General features: G+C 45.7%; 21 protein-coding genes. 11 read left to right on the plus strand and 10 right to left on the minus strand.

The genetic code is table 11. The features are described 5' to 3' along the window. Positions 1-23: 23 nt before the first annotated feature. Positions 24-836 carry an MlaE family lipid ABC transporter permease subunit gene (locus QUA10_RS08355; protein WP_333081543.1) on the plus strand — a complete coding sequence of 271 codons (813 nt, stop codon included), beginning with the start codon at positions 24-26 and terminating at the stop codon, positions 834-836. A 306-nt stretch (positions 837-1142) separates the two neighbouring features. On the opposite strand, the gene QUA10_RS08360 is transcribed toward QUA10_RS08355, so the two are convergent. After that, positions 1143-2648, minus strand: a complete 1506-nt coding sequence (locus QUA10_RS08360) for an SGNH/GDSL hydrolase family protein (protein WP_333081542.1) — start codon at positions 2646-2648, stop codon at positions 1143-1145. A gap of 208 nt (positions 2649-2856) precedes the next feature. Here QUA10_RS08360 and QUA10_RS08365 point away from each other — a divergent pair, with 208 nt between their 5' ends. Together QUA10_RS08365 and QUA10_RS08370 are read left to right on the plus strand one after the other, a co-directional pair. Beyond that, the gene (locus tag QUA10_RS08365) at positions 2857-3201 is read left to right on the plus strand and encodes a hypothetical protein (protein WP_015174589.1); all 345 of its coding nucleotides are present in this window, start codon (positions 2857-2859) and stop codon (positions 3199-3201) included. 171 nt (positions 3202-3372) lie between these two features. Continuing rightward, complete coding sequence (locus QUA10_RS08370) at positions 3373-3621, plus strand: hypothetical protein (RefSeq protein ID WP_333081540.1); 249 nt, start codon at positions 3373-3375, stop codon at positions 3619-3621. 254 nt (positions 3622-3875) lie between these two features. Here QUA10_RS08370 and QUA10_RS08375 read toward each other — a convergent pair whose 3' ends face one another. Further along, complete coding sequence (locus QUA10_RS08375) at positions 3876-4076, minus strand: hypothetical protein (protein ID WP_333081539.1); 201 nt, start codon at positions 4074-4076, stop codon at positions 3876-3878. Positions 4077-4341: 265 nt separating this feature from the next. On the opposite strand from QUA10_RS08375, the gene QUA10_RS08380 reads away from it, so the two are divergent. Further along, positions 4342-4734, plus strand: coding sequence for a hypothetical protein (locus tag QUA10_RS08380; protein ID WP_333081538.1), 393 nt, complete (start codon positions 4342-4344; stop codon positions 4732-4734). Positions 4735-4963: 229 nt separating this feature from the next. Here QUA10_RS08380 and QUA10_RS08385 read toward each other — a convergent pair whose 3' ends face one another. Then, on the minus strand, positions 4964-6256 hold the full coding sequence (locus tag QUA10_RS08385) for a glycoside hydrolase family protein (protein ID WP_333081537.1): 1293 nt from the start codon (positions 6254-6256) through the stop codon (positions 4964-4966). Positions 6257-6689: 433 nt separating this feature from the next. Beyond that, on the minus strand, positions 6690-7349 hold the full coding sequence (locus tag QUA10_RS08390; RefSeq protein ID WP_333081536.1) for an NAD(P)H-binding protein: 660 nt from the start codon (positions 7347-7349) through the stop codon (positions 6690-6692). 121 nt (positions 7350-7470) lie between these two features. Here QUA10_RS08390 and QUA10_RS08395 point away from each other — a divergent pair, with 121 nt between their 5' ends. From QUA10_RS08395 to QUA10_RS08405, 3 genes are all read left to right on the plus strand, one after another. Then, complete coding sequence (locus QUA10_RS08395) at positions 7471-8184, plus strand: DUF1997 domain-containing protein (protein ID WP_333081535.1); 714 nt, start codon at positions 7471-7473, stop codon at positions 8182-8184. A gap of 842 nt (positions 8185-9026) precedes the next feature. Next, positions 9027-11240: an ATP-binding protein gene (locus QUA10_RS08400; RefSeq protein WP_333081534.1), complete on the plus strand. Its 2214-nt coding sequence runs from the start codon at positions 9027-9029 to the stop codon at positions 11238-11240. 226 nt (positions 11241-11466) lie between these two features. Next, positions 11467-12933 carry a response regulator gene (locus tag QUA10_RS08405; RefSeq protein ID WP_333081533.1) on the plus strand — a complete coding sequence of 489 codons (1467 nt, stop codon included), beginning with the start codon at positions 11467-11469 and terminating at the stop codon, positions 12931-12933. Positions 12934-13420: 487 nt separating this feature from the next. Here the strand turns inward: QUA10_RS08405 and hisG are convergent, their stop codons facing one another. Beyond that, positions 13421-14065 carry an ATP phosphoribosyltransferase gene (gene hisG, locus QUA10_RS08410; RefSeq protein WP_333081532.1) on the minus strand — a complete coding sequence of 215 codons (645 nt, stop codon included), beginning with the start codon at positions 14063-14065 and terminating at the stop codon, positions 13421-13423. A 198-nt stretch (positions 14066-14263) separates the two neighbouring features. Here hisG and QUA10_RS08415 point away from each other — a divergent pair, with 198 nt between their 5' ends. The 3 genes from QUA10_RS08415 (at position 14264) to rppA (ending at position 16060) form a co-directional block, all read left to right on the plus strand. Beyond that, positions 14264-14533: a hypothetical protein gene (locus tag QUA10_RS08415; protein WP_333081531.1), complete on the plus strand. Its 270-nt coding sequence runs from the start codon at positions 14264-14266 to the stop codon at positions 14531-14533. A 132-nt stretch (positions 14534-14665) separates the two neighbouring features. Beyond that, positions 14666-15316 (plus strand): glutathione S-transferase family protein, encoded by a 651-nt coding sequence (locus QUA10_RS08420; protein ID WP_333081530.1) that lies wholly within the window; start codon positions 14666-14668, stop codon positions 15314-15316. A 57-nt stretch (positions 15317-15373) separates the two neighbouring features. After that, on the plus strand, positions 15374-16060 hold the full coding sequence (gene rppA / locus QUA10_RS08425) for a two-component system response regulator RppA (protein WP_333081529.1): 687 nt from the start codon (positions 15374-15376) through the stop codon (positions 16058-16060). A gap of 203 nt (positions 16061-16263) precedes the next feature. Here the strand turns inward: rppA and QUA10_RS08430 are convergent, their stop codons facing one another. From QUA10_RS08430 to tmk, 4 genes are all read right to left on the minus strand, one after another. After that, complete coding sequence (locus QUA10_RS08430) at positions 16264-17100, minus strand: metallophosphoesterase (protein ID WP_333081528.1); 837 nt, start codon at positions 17098-17100, stop codon at positions 16264-16266. 555 nt (positions 17101-17655) lie between these two features. Further along, a complete protein-coding gene (msrA, locus tag QUA10_RS08435; protein WP_445304823.1) occupies positions 17656-18141 on the minus strand; it encodes a peptide-methionine (S)-S-oxide reductase MsrA in 486 nt (161 codons plus the stop codon). Between the two features lie 27 nt (positions 18142-18168). After that, positions 18169-19131, minus strand: a complete 963-nt coding sequence (locus QUA10_RS08440; RefSeq protein ID WP_333081526.1) for a DNA polymerase III subunit delta' — start codon at positions 19129-19131, stop codon at positions 18169-18171. 267 nt (positions 19132-19398) lie between these two features. Continuing rightward, complete coding sequence (gene tmk, locus QUA10_RS08445) at positions 19399-20067, minus strand: dTMP kinase (RefSeq protein WP_333081525.1); 669 nt, start codon at positions 20065-20067, stop codon at positions 19399-19401. A gap of 105 nt (positions 20068-20172) precedes the next feature. Here tmk and QUA10_RS08450 point away from each other — a divergent pair, with 105 nt between their 5' ends. Next, positions 20173-20520, plus strand: a complete 348-nt coding sequence (locus QUA10_RS08450) for a hypothetical protein (protein WP_190659999.1) — start codon at positions 20173-20175, stop codon at positions 20518-20520. A 198-nt stretch (positions 20521-20718) separates the two neighbouring features. On the opposite strand, the gene QUA10_RS08455 is transcribed toward QUA10_RS08450, so the two are convergent. Next, positions 20719-23289, minus strand: coding sequence for a heavy metal translocating P-type ATPase (locus tag QUA10_RS08455; protein ID WP_333081524.1), 2571 nt, complete (start codon positions 23287-23289; stop codon positions 20719-20721). Positions 23290-23485: the final 196 nt, after the last annotated feature.

The raw sequence follows: 23485 nt of genomic DNA on the forward strand, positions 1-23485 counted from the left end.
AATTAATCGCGAGCCCTCCGTCATTGGTTAAAAAAGACCAAGAAAAGTACGATCGACATTTAGATGAAACCTTCAATAACAGGTGGTTTCAGCGGTTTTTTGTGACGTTGTTCCTGGGTGGCCAAGTGCTGCTACGCATAGTCCAAGGCAAAATTGACCGCCGCAAAATCATGGAACATTTAGTAACAGTAGGCCTGGATTCTTTGCGATCCGTGCTGCTAATAGCCTTTTTTGGTGGCATGATTTTTACCTTTCAATCCGCCCGAGAATTGGTTCGCTTTGGGGCAGTTGGGGCGGTGGGAGGTCCTTTTGCTGTAGCATTTTGCGGCGAATTAGCACCACTTTTAACGGCGGGTGTGGTGGCGGGACAAGTAGGTTCGGCCTTTGCGGCGGAGATAGGAGAAATGCAGGTGACGGAACAAATAGACGCCCTGTATATGTTAAGAACAAATCCGGTTGATTATTTAGTAGTGCCGAGGGTGATAGCTTGCTGCATCATGCTGCCGATTTTAACAATTTTTTCGGTAGCGGTGGGGATTTTGGGCGGGCTGTTTGTGGCGGTTAATTTTTATAATTTGGAACCGTCGGTATTTTTGGAATCGGTGCGGACTTTTTTGGGGCCTGGGGATTTAGTAACTGTGGTGATTAAAAGTTTTATTTTTGGGTTGATAATTGCCCTTGTCGGTTGCGGTTGGGGATTGACGACGATGGGCGGAGGAAAAGGAGTAGGCCAAGCTGCAACGGCGGCGGTGGTAACTTCTTGGGTGTTGATTTTTGTCGCGGATTTGTTTTTATCGCTGTTGATGTTTCACGAGTTCGGGATGCCGAGAAGTTGATAATCTGGGCGATTATAGCCGGAGTCAGAAGTCATTCGATTTTAGATTTTAGATTTTAGATTTTGGATTGACCCCACGGATAAATGCGGGGACTTGAGGATTTTAGATTTTAGATTTTGGATTGATTCCATGGATAAATCACGTGGCGAGTACTATCAAGAAATTCTTGGTCAAGATGCTTAAATATTAATGATTTGAACAATCATCAACGCCCTACGCCGCCAAGGCCATTGCTATAAAATCAACATGAAGATTTTTTAAACCACAGATGAAGGCAAATAAACGCTGATGCAATTTTATCAGCGTTCATCCGTGTTCATCCGCTGATATCTGCGGTTGAAAACTCTCAACTTCCGATGGCAGATTGGAGAAAGGAGGGCGATACACTCGAATTGCCTGAATAGGCACTTTCCCATCTGTTTCGGTAACGATTTCGAGGGTGTGTTTGGAGTTGCTCAAATTCTGAGCCAATGTTGTATAATACTCGCGGCTTGAATCTGTAATTTGTGGAGGAACGTATGAATCAACAAACATTGGTCGCACCTGCCAGGAAATTTCAAAGCCTTTAGGCGTCGGTTTTTTAGACTCTTCATAAGAATTTTTCAGCCACCAGTTTCTCGGCTCAATCACGACGCGGCCAGAGTTTGAGACAAACATTTCGTCGTTTGTACCGCTGCCGTCGTAACCTGTTTTAGAACCTACAACGTCAAATTTAAACTTGCTAGCGTCGCTGTTAATCTCAGTAATTATGGCTTTCCAATCTTCGACAATTAGCGGTTTTTGGCTGGATACTTGGATGATTGCCGGCCAAGAGACGCCAAGGCTAAGGCTAGGTCTGGTGATGGTGTAAAGTTCAGGAAATTCTGAGGGTTTTTTGCTGTCGATCGCAATTCTAGCAGAAATTGCCTTGCCGTTGAAGGTTTTATCGGCGATCGCATCTATTCTATTCCCTTCAAATTCTAAAAGCAACTTGCCATCTTGCCACTTAACATCCCTGCCAACTGTATAGGTTTTCACTAAATCCTGCGGCGGTTGAGGAGAATTTGGCTTGTATCGCAGATGGGGTTTTATCAGAGCAGCTAGGAGAAAGTTTCCCCAATCATTGAGGTGAATGCTGTCGCTCAATAGCTGTTTGGGCTGCAAGCGATTATCTTTCAAATACCTGCGCCAAGGTTCGCGAATTTCCGCGATTTCGCAGCCGTATTTATCGGCCAACTCCGGCAGCCATTGAGTAGAATGAGTGTTGTGCCATTCGTATCTGCTGACTGAATTTGGATCGTCGCTGTTGCCTGTCGGCATCCAGTCGATGTGGTCTGAATGCAAGAGTATTTCGCTAGCAGTGCGGTTGCGGACATTAGCAATTATGGCTTCGTAATCTTCACCGCCTCCGTAGACGTGAAAAATGAGCAAGTCTGGATAAAAAGGATACAAATCGTGTTCGCTGGGACGGATTAAAATCGGGGCGGGAAATCCTCCGATTGCCCGATTTTCCACAATTAAATCTGCATTGGGAAATCGCTGTCTCAAATCCTTTACTACATCTTTCCACCAATCTTGTTCTGTGATGGATTGACCGTAGAATAGGATACGCACTTGGCGGCGGTCTGTTGGAGTGCTAGCTGCAAGTAGCCCCATCGTCCTTTGAATCCTCGCTCCAAAAGTAGCATTATTTGGAATAGGAGCGGGTGGGGGGAATGGCGTATCGGCAGCTATTTTTTTAATGAGCGGAACTAACAGAAAGCTCAGACACAAAAAAAGCAGCCACAAGTAGCGATAAATTTTGGATTTTCTGCTATTTTCTTGTTTTGCCATTGTTTTATTTTTCCCTGTCCGTTGCACTTCGCTCAAGGCGACTGTGGGATGAATGCTACGCCTCTAATCAGTAGCTTTAGGGTGCTTATGGGCGCACCTCACGAGTAGCTGTAGTGTAGGCTGTATGGAAATATGTTACCAAATTGAGCGCGACAAAAAGTGATATAATGCCTGCTAATTAATTGCACTCCGATCGATCGCACGTCAAATGGATTACAAAACAGCCCGCAGTTTTCTGATCGACCAAGGAACCGCCCTGGAAACCAAGAAAAATCCCGACGCCTTCCTGATGCGTCTCAAACAAGGTCAACCGCCCGTACCGGGACAGGTGACATCGATTTTATTAGCTTTAAAAATATTGTTTGAAGGGCTGCAAGAGTCTCCAATGCTCGATCGACAATTAATCTCGGCACTGCATTTACTCTCAGTAGAAGGTTTGCAGCAATTTGAAGCTGGACTCCGCAGAGGAGTTTCTTGGCCGCCGCTGCTGAAGGAAGACTTAAATCGAATTGCGATCGCAGTCAAGAATATATTTTCCGGCGTCTGGCAATAATTAGCTCAGCAACCACCGATCCCAATACCCACCGCCAGCAAACTCAATTTTTTTTCTACATTTTTTTCTACAATTTTTTGTAAAAATTTATGTTAATCTTGCTACATTTACCCTCTAATTGTGGCATCTTAATATAAGAATCAGTTCTCACAAACACTTGGAGAGACTACCATGAACGCCGAAGAAAAAGCTAGACAACTAATTGCACGAGAAAGGCAGCATAGCGAACACTTGCACGACTCTATGCTCAACCGTTCCTCCCACGAGCTAGAAACACATGGCGAGGGAATTGCTGAAGAAAAAGCCAGAGAATTAATGGCTCAAGAAAGGCAGCACAACGAACACCTGCACGACTCTATGTTAAGCCGTTCCTCCCAAGAGGTAGAGGCATCGATCGCACCCGATAACACTGACAAATAAATTTTGTTAACACAAGACTTACGGACACATACCAATAAACCTGGTTTTTATACCATTTTTCATACCATAACAAAGGGATGTAAAAATGTTTTTGTATAAACAACCAGGTTTCTGAGTCTTGCAATAGTTCAGCACAGCAAAACTCTACTCAAATCGAGGAGGATTTTAGGTGCAATCAAAACAGCCCTTGCTCGGTTGGCAGCCGCTATCACAAGCATCCACGCGCAATATATAGCAATAGAAAATGCCAGGTTCTACTCCTCGCGAAAGCTTTCGAGGGATGCCAAAAGAGCTGGCAGTCCCGCTAGCGCAGCCGACACCAGAGCCTCATCTTTGTAAACTCGCGATCGCAGAATACGGGTACTTTTAGACGCAGAGGTGAAAGAGCCTCGCCGTTGGGAATTTTCGGTTTCCAGCCGCCCTAAATTTCTTGTTTCTCGCGTCACGCACAACATAGCAGTATCCTCGCAGTATCGTCAATAAATCCCTAAATATGCGCCCGTAAAATTTCTCACGGCTTGCTGTATGTTTCTATTATTACTCAGATAGGTAACAGAGATGAAACCATGAAATAATTATTCACGATAGCTAGGGATAAACTTAAACTGCTTAACGGCTTTTATTAATTTGTTACACGGCTGGTTTGTTTAAGCCGATCGCCCGCGACGACACATACACCAGCAATCCAAATCACCGATTTTACAGGAGGAACGCGGATCAATGATGCTAACTCTTAGTCCAGCAACAGTGATAGCTCAAATCAGGCCGACTGTCGAAAGCTTGCGCGACGGAGACTACCGCTACCGAGACTCTTTTGCGATCGATCAACCTTTTCGAGAAATCCAATTTCGCAAACAAGACAGATACATCACCGGCAGCGATTCCGACAAACGCACGGGCAAAAGTTACTGCTTCCGGGGCATCCCCCAGCACAACAACATTATTAACATCACGGTAGCGATCGAAATTTCCCCAAAAACAGCACAGGAAACCGAGTGGAAATTAGCACCGGGAAACCCCATTAATTTCGACAGGCTTTATCCCCTGCAAGCAGGGCCGGGATTAGACTTGTACAAATGTTTGACCGCATTTTTACCAAAATTGAAGGATTAGTTATATCAATTCCGGTTACACCGGAATGACTGTTGACTGTTGAAGGATGTGTCGAAAAACTGAATATTTTAGTGTTAACTGTTGACTCGATTTTATAATCCCGATGCAACCGGAAACTATGTTATTCGTTACTTGTTAGTGGTTATTTCTTAATCGCTTTGGCTTGTTAATAATCAATAACATTCGTTAACAGTTAACAATTAACCGTCAACAGCCAACATTTAACTCCCTAAGAACCAGAACCAGCATTTTCCAATTCTTCCCGCAGCATTTCCCGGTAGACTTTCGGCAAACGAGAACTCATAGAATTGTTCTCAATTCCATATCCCAAACTCGTCCAAGTTCCCGAAAGCATCCGCAATACATCAGTTAATCTTTCCTGGCGCAACATCTCAGGAATATCAGCTTTCCAAAACTTGCGATCGCTCAACCAAGCATAAACCACAGCATCCTGATCTTCTGGTTCAAAACTGTAATCTTCCCAGAATAAAAAATTAGCACGACGTGCCTGATAACGCTTCGCCTTCTCCTTCCAAGTCGTAGTCAGAAATTGATACCTGCCTGCAGCGGTAGTACACTTGCCTCGATTCGGGCCATTAACAATCTTCACGCACCAGTCAGGATGGCGGCTCAAATCTAATATATATTTGCCACCGTAAACAACGTGATAAGGTCGAGCAACATTCGACTCGCTAGCAGAAATAGTACGCATCAGAGCTCGAATGTAAGGATCTCCGGTTTTTATAGCCAGCGGCGGAAATTTTCCCACCCCGCTTACCGACTGCGATAACTGCTGATTTCCCCGCAAACTGTCAACCAAAAAAACACCGCCGCCAATCACAGCGCCGATTAAAAGTATAAATCCGAGGATTTGAATCTCCGATCGCCTCAGCAAACCTATTTTTCGACGGCCGAATTTCTCAGCTTCTAGCCCAGTCATTTCCATTTCCGAAATTTCGACCCATTTTCGCGCCGCCCGCATCCGGCGCACCCGAAAATCGTATTGATATAGCGGCGCGGCTACCAGCGTTAGACTCGATAAAACCCCCGCCAATTTGCTCAACCAGAAATCTAATTCACCCGCTACCGCAACATTTGTTAGAGTAGATATTCCTGTTAGCAACTGGGCCGGATCGATCGATCGCGCTGGCCAGTAAAAAATCGCAAGTTGCACCAACAGCGACAGATTAAAGGCAAAAAAAATCACTACAACAGCATTCAAGCCTTCTTGCAAGTGCGATCGAATACTCGTATGCCTGCGCTTGAACTTGCGCGCCACGCGAAAGCGCCCCGGCAGCATAATTAGTAAGGGATTTAAGATTTTGACGGCGAACAAGTGAAACACAAAAAACACAGGCAACTGAATCAGCCACGCCGCCAGCAGTAGAGTCAGAAAGCCGATATCGTCGCTGACAAAAGGAATGCCCCGGCGAAGGACAAAACTAAAACTCTGAGCGAGAGCAAATGCCCTTAACCACGAAATCGGATAGGGGAACCAAGCTGGCCACTTGAGAGTTTTCATGCTGAGAGAGGGAAATTTTAACGGCGAATCGTAAAACTATTAAGATTTTGCCAGATTTGGCGATCGGAAAATTGTTGTAGGGTGCGTCAGCCCAAATCTTTGACCCAAATCACATCTTGCACCATTCTCGATAAGCCTTTTTTGGGCGGGCAGAATGCCCACCCCACAAGAAAATGCACTTTTTGTGGAACAGGCATCTTGCCTGTTCTTGACAATTGTGCAACATCTGTTGGTTTTTTGTCTGACCGAAAGCATCCAGGATACAAGCCCCCGGATTCATTCCGAAAGCAGACTCAGGACCCAGAAATAAAAAACCTGTATCAGATGAAACTTGCCCCCCGAATTTATCGGTGGGGTCAATGCTTCAATCTAAAATCTAAAATCTAAAATCTAAAATCGATTGACGCACCGAACCCAAGCGAGGCTAATTCAATCAAACCACACTGGCAAACAACTCCTCAAAACTCTTTTGCGGAGCCTCCGACTTCGCCACAATTTCCACAACTTTGTTGCGAGAAGTGGGCTGAAACAGCGCCTCCACGCACACTTGGGCTACCTTGGTGCGGGGAATGCTGCTCTCAAACATTTTGTCGGCACCAGTCATGACGATCGCATCTGAATTATCCTCATTTTTGAGACCGCCCGGACGGACGATCGTATAAGTTAGGCCACTTGTTTGCAAATATTCCTCGGCTTGCTTTTTCCAAACCAAAATCAGCCAGAACAAATTCAGTGGGTGAAAAAACTGAGAGACGCACAGAGAAGTCACAAGCACAAAATGCTCAATGCCCTTAGCCTTAGCTGCATCCACCAAATTTTTAGTACCTTCAAAATCCACCTTGTAAGGCGCTGTCGGGTCAAAACCAGGGGCCGCCCCTGTCGCGCACAGCAATACCGTACTATCGCCGATGGCATCGCCCAGGGAAGTCGCATTTAATACATCCCCCGTAACTAACTCAGCCTCCGGTGGTAAAATTTGTCTCGCTGTGTCTAGATTTCGGACTAAGGCGCGCACGGGAATACCTCGCTTGACCAATTCTGCGACGATACGGCGGCCAGTCTGACCTGTGGCTCCTGCTACAAATGCTTTCATAAGTCGAGTTATGCTGAACTAGGGTAAGTTTTGTTACTATCAATTTCTCAATTGTAGGGAGGAAACTTCCTTAACACATCCCCAACCAGATTGATTGGCGTGTATAACAGGAGAGCATACGATGAAGCAGGATTCCGCTGAATATCAAACTGTTGAAGCTTCTGACGAAAATTACTACCCAGATGGGAGTTTCCAACAGTCGGAAAGTGGAAACGCGGATGCAGCAGAGGAAGTTGAGCCGATTTGGTTTCACACGCATTTTGAAGACAGCATGGAGATGTACGCCGATGCGGAGACGGTGGCGCAGCATTTGAACAACCACAAGACTTGGTTTTGCCAGTGCGCTTCGCCGATGAAGGCCGAGCCGCTCGGAGAAAACGGCTATGATTTATTAATCGGGCGTTTTGGGGCTTTCGGCTACCGTGTGGAAGCGAGAATTGGTTTAGAGTTGCTGCCGCCGGATGCTGAAGGCTGCTATTTGATTAAGACTATTCCGGTTCCGGATTATACCTCGCCTGGGTATGAAGTGGATTTTCGATCGGCAATGAAGCTAGTGGAGATACCGTCTCAGGAATTTGCCGCCGATTGGCCGAGCTCGGAACGTGCTAAGCTGCCGCCTGCGATTACCATTACTACGTGGAAGCTTGATTTGGCTGTGGGAGTTTGCTTTCCTAAGTTTATTCGATCGATGTCTCAACCTTTAATAGAAAAAACCGGCGATGCGCTTTTGGAAAAAATCATCAAACAAGTTAACCGGCGCTTGACTTATAAAACTCAGGTTGTTTTTCACGAAAGTTTGGGCATTCCTTTTCCGAAAAATCCTAAGAAACCTTAACGAGACTTACGCTCTAAGCTGTACTGCATTTAAATTGTATGTTAAGTGCGGGATATCCTGCCCAACCCCTACTCCCCACAAGAGTAAAGATTTATTTTACTCTGCAATTTAAATGCGGATTAGCTTAACTCACATTTGTAGGGTCTGCACTGCACACATTACTCATAAGTTAGACTTCGGCGTGAACGTTCACTCGCACAATTGTAGATTAAATTATTGGGAATAACTGATTGTGTATGGGTTGGGATCACGAGTCTACAGTTGCTTTTTTGAAACTGATATCACTGTCTCCGGGTGGTTAGGAGGCGCCTTATGCCTATGTTTTTGAATCCAATACTTGCTTGAACAGTTAATCCCTATCATCAAGCTATTGCTAATAAAATTTAAGGGTAAGGTCATGATTGCATTTGACATATAGCAATCCTTGCAGGAGTCGTAATTTTTTTACCCACTCCAACCCTCCCCGAACCCGCTGGGAGTCCGTAAGAAACTCACAAAGGATTTACAATTGCTATATGCTGATTTATTATCACCGGAATTAGTTTTTATTATAGGTCAATTTAGCACAGAGTTAGACACAATAGTTTCAAGTCAGATGCCATCAAGTTCGAGAGCATTGTTATTAAAAGATTCTGCTTCTGTCATAATGCTTTCCCTCCTTATTGCCTCATGATTAAGCAATGTAGCCGACGCAGTTCAAAGCGGGTTCCGATCGCCCTCCGAAACCAGCAAGTGTCTCAGATCACAAGGCAGATCGATCGCCCTCACTGCCCAAAAACCTAAAATTATGTCACCTTAAGTAAGGGGTTATAAAATAACTCTTGCCATATCCCTAGAAAGTTATGACAACGAAACTAAGAGCTACACACACAGAGAAAATGGAGAGAGACTTGCACCAGTTGAGGGCAGACCAAGAACTGATTCTCAACCAAGTAGACAATGCGATCGCTCTGTTCGACTCGTCTGACTGCTTAGTTTTGTTTAACAAAAAATTGGCCGCAATGTGGGAACTGTCCCCCGAATGGCTGGAAACAAAGCCGAAGTGTCACTTGCTGTTTGCGGAAATTGTCGATCGGGGTTACTTATCTTTTCAACAGTGGCAAGACTTTCAGCAAGCACTCGAAAAATCTCAGCATGAAAGTTTATCATTTTATTTCGAGCAATCCAATGCGGTTTGTTTGGAGGTGTGCGCCACGATTACCAACAGCGGCGGACGGCTGTTTACCTTTCGAGACGTTACGGTATATCAAAACTCCCAAGCTAGTTTGAACGCAGAAGTCAGACGGCTGAGATTTCTTTTGGGTTTAACCGAACGCCTGCAAAAGTCTGACAGTTTGCAAGAAATAGGTCAGTTTGCCCTCACCTATCTAGTAGAGGCAATGAATGCAGCTTTCGGAGATGTTAAGGTGATTAACGGCAAGGGAAGCGATCGCCAAGCGTCGGCGATTTCCAACCAAGTTTCTAGTCAATTTTTGGCTACTTACGGGGAACCCGTAGTCGCAGGAATGCAAGAATTGCTCGACCAAGGCATTCCCTACGGCATCGGTTTGCTGTGGGAAGTGGTGAAAACTGGTAAACCTGTGTTTGTCGAGGATTATGCCCAACATCCCAATGCCGTGCCGGAATTTCGGCATCCGGGAATCGGACAACTGGGCATTTTTCCGATCGCAGCCACCGACGGTACAATTATCGGCGTACTGACGCTGGAGTCCCGCAACGTCAAAAAACTGCAAACCGCCCTCAACCAAGAAGTGCTGGAGGCTGCTTGCCGGACTCTGGGCGCCGCGATCGAGCGAGCTCAGACACAAGAGAACCTGCGCCAAGTTAACGAAGAATTAGAGTATTCTTCTCAGTTGAAATCCGAGTTTTTAGCCTCAATGTCCCACGAATTGCGGACGCCTCTCAACAGCATTCTCGGCTTTTCTGACTTGCTGCTGCGGCAAACGGCCGGACAGTTGAGCGATCGACAAATCAACTATGTAGAACTGATCGAAAAAAGTGGCCAGCACTTGTTGCAGCTAATCAACGATATTCTCGATCTTTCTAAAATTGAAGCCGGGAAAGTAGAACTAAACTTACAGCCTGTTCGCGTTCAAGAACTTGCGACAGACTGTATGAAAATGATGCAGCCACGGGCAGACAAAAAGCGGATCAGTTTGTCTTTAGAACTCGACTACCGCATTACTAACGTTTTGCTCGACGAACGGCGAGTGCGACAAATTGTGATTAATTTACTTTCCAATGCCATCAAATTTACCCCCGAACAGGGACAAGTTAAACTCAGCGGGCGTCTGGTCTACGGCAGTGAAATAGACGGCGACTACCGGCCGGATTGTTCTCCTGTAAATGCCAGCACTCCTTATTTTTGTTTTGAGGTGGAAGACTCCGGCATCGGCATTCCTCAAGACCGCTGGCACTTGCTATTTCGACCTTTTCAACAGGTCGATTCTTCCTTGACTCGGAGGCACGAAGGTACAGGTTTGGGTTTGGCTTTGACTAAGCGTCTGGCAGAATTGCACGGGGGAACTGTTTCTTTTCAATCTGTTTGCGATCGGGGAAGTCTTTTCCGCGTTTGGCTGCCGTTGACGGAGATGCGTCAACAGTTGGGAAACTTTGCTTCTTGTGCTTTGGATACCAAGTTAGTTCCTGCTTCTGCGATTGCTTTACCAATTGCCAGGAAGCGGATTTTGGTTGTCGAAGACCAGCCTTTTAACCAAATGTTAATTTCTGAGGTGATGGAATTGGAGGGGTACGGGGTAGAGATACTCGCGGATGGGAAGGCGATGGCCGATCGTATTCTCGCCGCCTCTGCTGCCCCGGAGTTACTGCCGGATTTGATTTTGATGGACATTCAGTTGCCGGATGTTGACGGCTTTGAGTTGATGCGCCGAGTTAAAGCAGATCCTGTCTGGGACTCGGTACCGATGATTGCGGTGACGGCGATGGCGATGCCCGGTGACAGTGAGAGATGTTTGGAAGCTGGCGCTTCTGCTTATTTGAGCAAGCCACTGGATTTAAATTTGACGATCGCTACAGTCCGTTCTTTTCTGGGCTAACAATAATTATTTGCAGTTCCAGCACTGCCATTTAGGATAATTGATAACAACAAAGGTTAAACTCAAGAGTAGATAAATATGTATATGACTTGCCCGCACTTGCCTCCGAAAGCCGGTTCCTACGAAAAATATCGAGTTTAGTAACGAGAAATATACGCATCAACCAGTTTTCGAGCTTCCCCACGCGCAACTCCCGAGCTAAATTCAATATATTAGATCATATTCCATGTCAAACAAGTCGCCCTGCATCATGTTGGTTGATGACGAGCCAGCTAATCTGACTTTACTGGAAGAGTTATTGCACCTGAAAGGATACGCTACAGTATCAGCCCTATCTGGCCATGAAGCCCTCTCCCTTGCCCGGGCATCTCGACCCGATTTAATTTTATTAGATATTATGATGCCGGAGATGAACGGTTTTGATGTGTGCGAGAGCCTGCGTAAGGATACGGCATTGCAAACTGTACCGGTGATTTTTTTAACTGCCCTCGATGACGATATGTCTCGCATCAAAGGGTTAGAAATGATGGCCGATGATTATTTGACAAAACCTTTTAACAGTCGTTTGTTGCTGGCAAAAGTTGAAAATATTTTGCAGTTGAGTCAAATGCGATCGCAAGCTGTATCTTCCCAATTCAACCAGCAAGTCAGAGAGCAAAGCAAACGCCAAATCGCCGCAGCTTGGGAAGCCAACGAATATCTTTCAGAAAAATTTCAGCTATTTGTGCCAGAGCAACTTCTCGGACGAATTGCGCCGCAAGGAATAGAATCTATTCAGTTGGGCAATGTCACAGAAGAAGAGCTGACTGTTTTATTTTGCGACATTCGCGGGTTTACTACGATCGCCGAATCTCAACCAGCTCGCGAGACTTTTGAATGGTTGAACGCTTTTTTTACTAAAATGAACGAGTGCATAACGTCTCACGGCGGGTTTATTGACAAATACCTAGGCGATGCAATCATGGCAGTATTTGACAAGCCGAATTCTCACGCTATGGATGCGATCGAAGCTGCAGTAGCAATGCAAGAAACTTTGCAAGAATTTAATGCCAGTCGCCATAAATACAATTTAGAATCTCCCGTCAATATTGGTACGGGAATTAACACAGGTATCGGCATGATCGGCACTTTAGGTTCCGATCGCCGCATGGACTCTACAGTCATCGGCGATGTGGTAAATACAGCTTCTCGGTTAGAAAATTTAACTAAAATATACGGTTGCCAAATTATTGTTAGCGAAAATGCGATCGTTCATGCGAGAGAATTTCTAAATGGCATAAGTTCCAACTCCCACTCAAAAGAAAGTCTATTATTAAAATGCGACTTAGAAGTGGAAACACAGGAGAGTATTATTTCTACTTCTGGGGCGACTGCTGCTGACAGCCATTTGCCCAGCAACAATTATTACTATCGCTGGATCGATCGAGTAACCCCGCGTGGCAAACAGCAAGCTATTGAAATCTACGAAATCTGGGCAGCTTCCTGTCCCGACTCGGAGGCAAAGCAGCTTACCCAGGGTTTATTTGACAAAGGAATTCAAGGATGGCAATCCGAAAGATTTGTCGCAGCCTTGGGATATTTTCAGCAACTAATCGAACAAAACCCTGCTGATACAGTCGTCCATTTTTATATAAATCGCTGCCAGGAAAAACTAGGTTTTATACCTGTAAGTAACCGCTCAGAAATCAACTAAATAGAACCAGTTCGTACAGAGAATTTCAGTCCTCTTTCTTACCGCAAATACCAGCTAAGATAAAATAATCCCGTTCCTAGTGAGGACTTCAGTCCTCTTTTTTAGCGCAAATAAGGACTAAATTCCTGGCTACGAACCTATACCAATTCTGAAAAGTAGGCTAGCATCTTTAGGGGCACGGCAATGCCGTGTCCGGCGCAGGGAGTAGGACACGACATTGCCGTTTAGTCTCAACTTAACGTACAACTAATAGTCCGGCTCTTGTTGAAACCCCTGCCTCAAAGCTAAAGTCCTCTTGCATAGGACTAATGAGTTCTTCAGTCCTCTTGGAGAGGACTTTAGCTATAAGCGCCGTGGAATTCATTCTCTGGCGGACTGACGGGCGGACGGAAGGACTGAGCGGACTGACAGCTTAAGTTGACGCCAATGGGCAATGCCGTTTCCCTACTTATCTACGAACCCATCAAAGCACTCTAATTTTAGACCATCAAACAGTAGTCAAAACTTGCTCTCTCAACTTCCAGATCAACTCATTCACCCCCCCCGCATTCAAACGGTAACTCAGAGGATGACCGATTAAATAAGCTGAACTTTCAAACAAAACATCAATTTCCACCAAACCATTTTCTCGCAAAGTTTTGCCAGTCGAAACCAAATCCACAATTGCCTCCGACATACCCGTAATCGGCCCTAACTCCACAGAACCGTAAAGCGGCACAATTTCCACCGGCAAATTCAAATTGTGAAAATATTCTCTTGCACAGTGGACGAACTTAGAAGCCACTCTACCGTGAGGAGGCAAATCCACAGTTCGTCGATAAGAACTAGATTCCTTGACAGCCACCGACAGCCGACACTTGCCAAATTTTAAATCAATTAAATTGGCAACTTTCGGCTTTTTTTCCCGCAAAACATCATAGCCAGCAATCCCCAAATCTGCTTGACCGTATTCCACATAAACCGGTACGTCATGCGTCCTTACTAGCAAAGCTTTGGCAGTGCCTGTCGGGTCATAAATTTGAAGTTGTCGGTTAGAGGAATCGAGAAAAGCACTGAAGTCTAATCCAACCGATTTAAACAGCCGAATGCTATCTCCTAACAGTCCGCCTTTGGGAAGTGCAACAGTAATCATGTCAATTTTTAGAGTGTAAATTTCTTAATTTGGGAAGGGGGCGATCGCGGCCTAAGCAGAAACAGCTTTTACCAAAATCAGAATAACACATAGAGTTCATAGCGAAAAATAAATTTCGGGTATTGCTTGATCCTTTGTTTGAGGATATATTATATTTAGTAATTTTTTATTGAGTCAATTTTTTTAACTGCGGTCGGTATGGAAAACCATCAAGAATTTGACGAAAATTTTCACGAAAATTTTCACAGTGTAGACCCGGATTCCCTGAAAAAGATTACAGTAGATGAAATCCTCTCAGGCAGTGGTGTAGAGAGAGAGGAAATGGACTATACAGTAGCTGTACCTAGCGCTAACCAGGCTAGCGTTCCCAGGGACAGAGGCTTCTCATCTCATGTGCAATCAAGCGTGTTCGATCGCGCCCCCCGAGCGAAGTTTGCAGAAAAACGCGGAACGCTGGGAGGCTGTTAATGTAAAATGCTTGCAGAGGCTGGTGCAGAAAACGGGCCGCTCGCGCGCTCGTCATTGTGTATCATGCCTTTGTGTATTCAACTCTAAAACTTAAAATTTAACTGGCGATTGCAAATAGCTAACAGCTACATTATGACCAAATTGACTCTGGTAATCGGCAACAAAAATTATTCTTCGTGGTCGCTGCGCGCTTGGCTGGCGATGAAACAAGCTGGACTGGAATTTGCCGAGGTGAGAATCCCCTTAGACTGGCCGACAACCAATGAAGAAATTCGGCGCTATTCTCCATCGGGAAAAGTGCCAGTTTTAATCGACGGCGACTTGAAAGTGTGGGAATCTTTAGCAATTTGCGAATACGTTGCCGATCGCTTTGCAAATGATTTGTGGCCGACAGATGTAGCGGAACGGGCGATCGCCCGTTCCATTGCTGCCGAAATGCACGCGGGGTTCCAAAATTTGCGCGACAATATGCCGATGGACTGCCGCAACCGCTATCCGGGAGAAGGGATGACTGCCGGTGTAGAAGCAGAGATCGATCGCATCTTTACCATTTGGCGCGAATGCCGCCAAAAATTCGGAATAGGTGGCAATATGCTGTTCGGAAAATTCACAGTAGTTGACGCTATGTTTGCCCCAGTTGTGATGCGTTTTATCACCTACGGAGTCAAATTAGATTCAGTAGCAAAAGCTTATGCGGATGCAATTTTGGCTTTGCCTGCTATCCAGGAATGGGTAGCAGCAGCTTGTAGCGAAACGGAAAGTATTCCACACATTAAAATCTAGGAAAAATCAGTTTACTTAACCTAAAATCTAATCTAAAATCTAAAATTTGAAATCAGGATGCGGATTCTTTTAGTTGATGATGAAGTTGAGTTAACTGACCCTTTGAGTCGAGTCTTAAGCCGCGAAGGTTATACAGTTGATGTGGCATTTGACGGAGCAAGTGGCAGCAATTTAGCAATGCAGGGCAATTACGATTTGCTAATTTTGGATTGGATGCTGCCGAGACAAACTGGACTGGCAATTTGCCAGAAGTTGCGATCGCAAGGACGGAATACACCAGTGCTCTTTCTCACCGCCAAAGATACCGTAGACGATCGCGTACAAGGACTCGACGCCGGTGCAGACGACTATTTAGTCAAACCTTTTGAACTGCGAGAACTGCTAGCCAGAGTCCGCGCCTTGTTGCGGCGGCCTCCTACTTTTGATGCCGAGGTTGCTGTCGGGCGGCTGCAAGTTGCAGATTTACAGCTAGACTACGACAATCAATTAGCTTATCGGGGCGATCGTACAATTGACTTATCAGAAAAAGAATGTCAGTTATTAGAATACTTAATGCGCCATACCGGTCAATTGCTAACACACGAACAAATCCACCAGTATTTGTGGAGTGAAACAGAAAAACCCAGCAGCAATGTATTAGCCGCTCAAATTCGCCTGCTGCGCCGCAAAATAGAAGCCCCGGGCGAATCGGTGCTAATTCACACAGTCTACGGCAGAGGCTATCGCTTTGGAGAAGCCAATTAAAAATCATAGAAATTGTACAAAAATTCCTCTTCCCTCTTCCCTCTTCCTGACATCAATTACCTCTGTTACATCCGTTACAGAATCCGTTGCCGAACTTCCCTCTTCCTGACATCAATTACCTCCGTTACATCAGTTACACAATCTGTTGCCGAACTTCCTTCTTCCTGTTTATTATCGGGAAAGTATGCACCCTACACCAGCCTTTACGTATCTTGACAAACCAAAGTAATTACTGTCACCTCCGGCGGACAAAATAGCCTTCCCGGCGCATAAGTCCCCAAACCGCGATTCACGTACAGCAAATTACTCCCAACCCGATGCAAACCGCTAGCCCATTCCCAGTGAGTAACTACTCGATCCCAAGCCGACACAAAAGGAATGAACTTTCGGATTCGTTTAGGAATAAAATAGCCAATTTTTCTGACCCAAGCGTACAAAGGGCCGATACCAGGAATAACAATTTGACCACCGTGAGTGTGCCCAGAAAACTGCAAATCAATCCGCCAATTTTGCAGATTTTCAGCAGTATCAGGATTGTGAGACAAAACAATCCGAGGAATCGCGGGATTTATCGATGTCATTACAGGTTTAGGCGCAAAATCGCCCGACCAAAAATCTGCTAACCCAACTAAAGCCAATTCAGAGCCCAAAGGATAGATTGCTTCGTTGTACAAAACCCGAATTCCGACGCTATTTAAAGCCTTAGTAACCTCTCTTTTTGCCTCCGGCCAATAGTGGTCATGATTGCCCAAAACCGCGTAAATTCCCACCCGACTTTGCAAGTTTTTCAATCGCTGCACTAAGCCGTAAATAGGTGCGGGGTCATAGCTAATAAAGTCACCAGTTAAAAAAATCAGGTCTGGTTCGGCTTCATTGGCTGCTGCAATCGCCTCTTCTAGCAACCATTCCGACAGTCGCACCCAGTCATAGTGAAAGTCTGTAAGCTGTACAATTTTAGTACCGGATAGATTTGCTGGAAGATTGGCGATGGGTATTGTTAAATACTCTACTCGCAGTTTTCCAGTTAATAACCTGTGCATAAATCTAAGGTTTATTGGTTACAGAGCGCCACCTCTAGCTTAGCAAATAAACAGGCAAGACTGCAAAACTAGATATTCTTCCCTTTTCCTTATATCCTCTGACTAATGACTACAGTCCGGGACGCAAAAAGTGGAATTTCCTCAAGAGAATTCAAACAGAAATGCCAAATTTTTAGTTAGGCTTTCTTGCAAAATTGTTTCGGTATTACCCGCCCTACTAATACAGCATTTTTATTATAAAATTATGACTTCCGTAACAAGCTGTTTAAAACGCGCTTAATTCTCTTCAGACTGGCATTCCCCGCCCCGCATCTATATTCTTTTAGCAATTGTCAAAGCTGAGATTGGTGCCGATCCCCATCGCATCGGCTTACCACAGGAGGATTGATCCTACCAAACACTATCTCATTACTAATGATTTATTATTGAGTAGGTGGAAATAAACATGGCGTGGGGGAAGCCGGGTTTTGCATTAATAATAAACTGTGGCTAGTATATATTATTGCCTTACCCGCCCCTAAGATATTTTATTTTTTTGTCGCGTCTGCCTACTTGTTAACTAATAACTTCTGACGAAAGCCGCTTCTTCTCAATATATTGCTGCTGGTAATCCTCTGCCATATAAAATTCACTAGCAGGTTTGATTTCTGTGGCAATATCTTTGTCGTATTTACCGGAACTTTGCAATTTTTGTTTGGAGAGGCGAGCTGCTTTTTCTTGTTCGGAATTGTGATAAAAAATCACAGACCTGTACTGTTCGCCTCTGTCGGGGCCTTGGCGATTGATTTGGGTAGGATCGTGACAGTTCCAGAATACATCTAGCAGTGCTTCGTAACTCACCTGCGATCGATCGTACTCTATCAGCACAGATTCAGCGTGACCAGTCACTCTGGCGCAAACATCGAGGTAGCAAGGATTGGGCCAGTGACCTCCTGTATAGCCCGCAGCCGTTGAGATGACACCCGCAACAGCGCGAAACTTGTGTTCAACTCCCCAAAAACAACCGGCGGCAAATGTGGCTTTTTCCATCGTGTTACTCATCGTATTGGGTTCAAACTTGGCAATAAATTATGCTTGACATATTCCTATCAGTGTGCATTCCCAAACTAATCGCGGCTGTACGTAGTTTAGCAAATATTGTCGTGCTTTCTCCAAGGGTTCTAAGGGCGATCGACTAATTCCCCCTGCCAAAAATTGCTGCCAGTAACAGTGTTGTAAATAATCGATTAGCCACAACTGAGATTCAGTATCTAAAGTTTTATCAATTTCCTTGGCTAATTCCAAAGCAGACCGCAGATTTTGAGGCAACTGCTTCGCTTTTTGCAGCAAATCATCGGGTATTGATTGCAGTTGCTGCCAAATAGCAATTGCCTCCCCAGGACTACCCTGAGCCATCCCCAGTACCTCGGGATGATCTAAAATCTCCGCGAATCCCGCTTGCTGCAAAACTTGTGCCATTGCTTGGGGATTCAGCCGAGAAAATTGGATTTTTTGACAACGGGAAATCAAAGTTGGCAGCAAAGCTTCCACTGTCGGAGCAATTAAGATTAGCGCTGCTTTTCCCGGTTCTTCCAATGTCTTTAACAAGCCGTTAGCGGCTCCCTCGCCCATTGTTTCTGCTTGTTCCAAAACTACGACAGAACGCGCAGCTTCTAGCGGCGGCCGGCTGAGGAAATCACCGATTTCTCGCACTTGTTCTAAACGAATTTGTGGTGGTGCTTTCCGCTTTAAACCGGCTTCCTCTGCTTCCTTTTGTGTAAGCCGTTTGCCTTGGTTCATGTAAGTTGGTTCTACCCAAAGTAAGTCTGGATGATTTCGCTGCTGCACGCGATTTTGTACCGAGGCTATAAGTTTGGTTTCGGGAAGATTGGCTGACAATAAAAGCTCGATGAAACACTGAGCAGCTAAACTTTTGCCGATGCCGTTAGAGCCGACAAATAAATAACCAGGAGCAATTCGGTTTCGCTCGACTGCTTGTATTAGCAATTCTACTGGTCGCTCTTGTCCGATTAATGGTGTGAAATAATTCATGTGACAGTTGACAGTTGACAGTTGACAGTTGACAGCTTGCCAGAAGAGCGCAGTCGAAGGGTTGACAGTTGAGAGTATTCAGTTGACAGAAGGAAGTTATTGTAGGGTGCGTCAGGGGCGCTGGATGTAATGACTACCTATTCAAGAATTTTGCCATGCTACCCTATGGTGAGTTACTTACAACGAAGAAACCGGGTTTTTCCTCGAACTTGAGGATTTTTAGCAAATATTTCGTAAAAAACCCGGTTTCTGGCTATCTATGTAAGCTTACTTTTCAGAATTGATATTATTTAAATATCCCCAAGCTTCTAATCTGCGAGTTACAATAGTTTGAATTTCCTGAGCGACTTCATATTCAGGCCGATCGGCATTTATCCGGACAATTGGAGATTTATTTGCCTCGGCTAACTCCGCAAAACCTTGCTGCACAAGGCGGTGAAACTTCAAATCAGCTTGCTCGATCCGATCGCACCCTCCCCGGGCCCTTACCCTCGCTAAACCCGCTTCCACATTAATATCCAGCCACAAAGTCAGATCGCTTTCCAAGCCGCCGGTGGCAATGTCATTCAACTGCTTAATTAAATTTAAGTTAAGACCGCGGCCGTAGCCCTGATAAGCAATCGTAGAGTCAGTAAAGCGATCGCATAAAACAATCGTTCCCTTGGATAACTCGGGTTTGAGAAAAGTTTCGACGTGTTGAGCGCGATCGGCAGCATACATGAGTAATTCTGCTCGATCAGATACAGATTCGCCCCCATCTTGTTTCAGCAGCAAATGTCGCAGTCCCCTTCCCAACTCAGTACCCCCCGGTTCGCGAGTAGCCACCAACCGGACTCTCAGACAGCAACTTGCTTGCAGGAACTGTATCAAGCGCTGCATTTGCGTAGTTTTACCCGCACCTTCAACCCCCTCAAACACGATAAGTTTGCCCTTCATTGCCCTAAATTTCCACCTGAATAAAATAAATCCATATTGTTCTGTTCATCTGTTCTAGGTTCGGTATGATAATAAAGTCTAAATGCCTCACGGCTGGAGTTGTCTATGGCTCGCTATACTGGTTTTTTTATCGTTGCCGTTCCGATCGACCGTCTCCGTCAATCCCTGATTGAAATTTTAGAGTCATGCAATCTTGATATTATCTACAATACAGGAGATTCCGTCATGGCTCGCGAACTTCCCGGTCAAGTTTCGATTGCCAAACTTGTCACCGCAGAAGTCCTAATTGAGAAAAACACGGCTAGCGACTCAGAGGTTCGCATGAACTTCGTGATTAAAAACGAGGAACTGCCCCTACAAACCAACAACCACTGCCGTCAAATGTTCGAGCTAGTGAGTCGTTCAATTATGAACAACAATAACTGGCGACTTTTGGAAAGTATGGCACTCTAGCCATCAGTCAGTCAATTTGAGGTGTGAGATTTTCGCTTGACTCTACAGATGAATCAGGGGGTTCTAACTAACGTGGAAACTTCTTGGCTCTCGACTCCTGGTGTGAGGGGTTTGCTTCCCTCTTGGTATGAGGTCATCAGTCATTAATTTCTAACTAATGACCGATGACCTCCGACATTATATCTGTCATCCCTAAATTTAAGCTCGAAATCCCCGACGCAAAAACAAAGAATTTGTCACAACGCTAACAGAACTAAACGCCATAAATGCTCCCGCCGCCGCAGGACTGAGTAGAATGCCGGTTGCAGGCAGCAAAAGACCCGCTGCAACCGGAATTCCCAGAGTATTGTAACCAAAAGCCCAAAATAAATTTTGGCGAATCTTATTAAAAGTAGCGCGCCCCAGTTCGATCGACTCAACAACATCCATCAAAGCATTTCGCATCAACACAATTTGAGCAGTCTCAACTGCGACATCCGTACCGCAGTGCAAACCAATACCGACATCAGCTTGAGCCAAAGCCGGCGCGTCATTGATGCCATCGCCCACCACAGCCACTTTACAGCCTTGGGCTTGCAAACTTGCGATCGCCCTCGCCTTCCCCTCCGGCCGCACCTCGGCCAAAACATCAGCCGCCGCCAAACCTAGCTCCTGCGCCGTCACCGCCGCCGCAGACGCCGTATCCCCCGTCAGCATCATCACCCGCAATCCCATGCCCCGCAAACGTTCCACCGCAGCCTTAGCATCCGGCCTCAGAGTATCTTTTAGCCCGATTACCCCCAGCAAAACGCCCCCAGAAGCCACGTAAACCGCCGTTTTGCCTTGCAAAGACTCCGACAATTCCGTCGCCACAGCGACCCCCTGCTCTTTCATCCACTCAGCATTTCCGGCGAACACCCGCCGGCCCTCCACCAAAGCCGAAACCCCCAAGCCCGGTTCCGTGCAGAAATCCTCAGCAGCTAGCAGCGGCAAACCTTGCTGTTGAGCTTCCTGCAAAATCGCTGCAGCGATGGGATGACAAGCGCCCCTTTCCACCGCCGCCGCAATTTGCAGTAGTTTTGAGTCAATTGTGGAACAGGCATCTTGCCTGTTACCAGAAACCCCATCAATTGTGGAACAGGCATCTTGCCTGTTACCAGAAACCCCATCAATTGTGGAACAGGCATCTTGCCTGTTTCCAACATTAATATCTGAGTTCAAATCCCACTCCGAATTCTGGAAAACCGGCAAATAATCTGTGAGTGTGAGATTTCCGGTTGTCAGAGTGCCAGTCTTGTCAAAAACCACCGTATCTAATTGATGCACCCGTTCTAAAACATCACCACCGCGAATTAAAAGCCCGCGCTCCGCCCCGATGCCAGAACCGACTAAAATTGCAGTTGGGGTAGCCAGTCCCAAAGCGCAAGGACAAGCAATGACTAAAACTGCGATCGCCAATTTCAAACTTAAGAGCAAAGGCGATTGATAATGAATAATAGGCAATTCATTTCCCATATTCATTGCCCCGTGTCCCATATCCATTGCCCCGTGTCCTAAAAGCACAGAAGGCCAAATATGAGTCCCGGCAAAATACCAAAATAGGAAAGTTAAAACCGATATCGCCATCACCCCATATACAAAATATCCCGCCACAGTATCAGCTAAATTTTGAATCGGCGCTTTGCGAGTTTGGGCTGCCTGTACCAAAGCCACCATTTGAGCTACAGTTGTTTCCTTACCGGTGCGAGTTGCCCGCATCACAACTGCCCCGGATTTATTGATAGTTCCGGCGGCAACTGTATCTCCTGGTTGCTTCAAAACCGGCATCGATTCGCCAGTCAGCATCGACTCATCTATCGTTGTTTTGCCTTCGCTAATTTCACCGTCTACCGGAATTTTTTCCCCTGGCAAAACTTGCAGCCATTCTCCGACTCGGACGCGATCGGCGGGAATTTCAATGTATTGTGGATCGTAGACCTCTGATGTCGAGTTTAAAGGCAATTCTTCCGATCGCAAATCTAAACTTGAAAGTTTAAAATCAACTAAGCGGGCTTTCGCCGGTTGCAATGCGATTAAAGCTTGCAAAGCTGATGCAGCGCGGTGTCTGGCTTGCTGTTCGAGAGTTTTGCCCAACAAAATAAAGCCCAGCAGCATCACCGGTTCATCAAAAAAGCACTCCCATCCCATGCGTGGAAACAGCAGCGCCGCGTTGCTAGCGGTGTAAGCTGTGACAGCGCCTAAAGCTACCAAAGTATTCATGTTCGGTGCATTTCGCCACAAACTGCGGCACCCGTCAACGATAATCGGGCGGCCCGGTAGCAGCAAAGCTAGGGTGGCGAGTCCCCAGTGAAACCAAATATTGCTGAGAATTGGGGCTTTTGTGCCGAGTACGTGACCTAAACCGGATAGAATAATTAGGATCAGGGCGATCGTCAATTGCTTGATTTGCTGTCGAATTTCTTGTCGCCGTCGTTCAATAGTTGCCGCTTCTGCTTCCCGCTGATTTTCACCAGAACGAGACTGAGAGGGAAATCCATTATCAGTCAACTTTTTCGCTAAAGCTTCTGCATCAACAGTCCCCGGTTGACACTCAACCGTCGCGACTTCTACGGCCAAGTTAACGCAAGCTGAAATTACGCCTGAATACTGCATGAGTTGGCGTTCCACAGCTTTAGCGCAGCCGGCACATTTCATACCGCCGACATCGAAAGTAACAAGTTCAGGCGGTGATTCTTTAACTGGTAGGATTTCTGGTTGAATTTCGGGAATTGTTTTGGGCAAAAATTGCATGGTTTTGGTTGGTATTGATTAGAATATTTGGGTAGTTCTGAAAGGATTTAATGCACTGTTTAGACAAATGTCTATATTTTTATCATAGATAAATTTTGTGGCATCTTCCAAAAGTGTTAGTTTTTTTTAATTCTTATTAGTTGCCGGCGGTTAAATCCTTAGTCCGGCAGGGGTTTCAGCCACTAATGGAATGTGA

Source organism: Microcoleus sp. Pol8_D6, from assembly GCF_036700965.1.
Lineage (GTDB): Bacteria > Cyanobacteriota > Cyanobacteriia > Cyanobacteriales > Microcoleaceae > Microcoleus.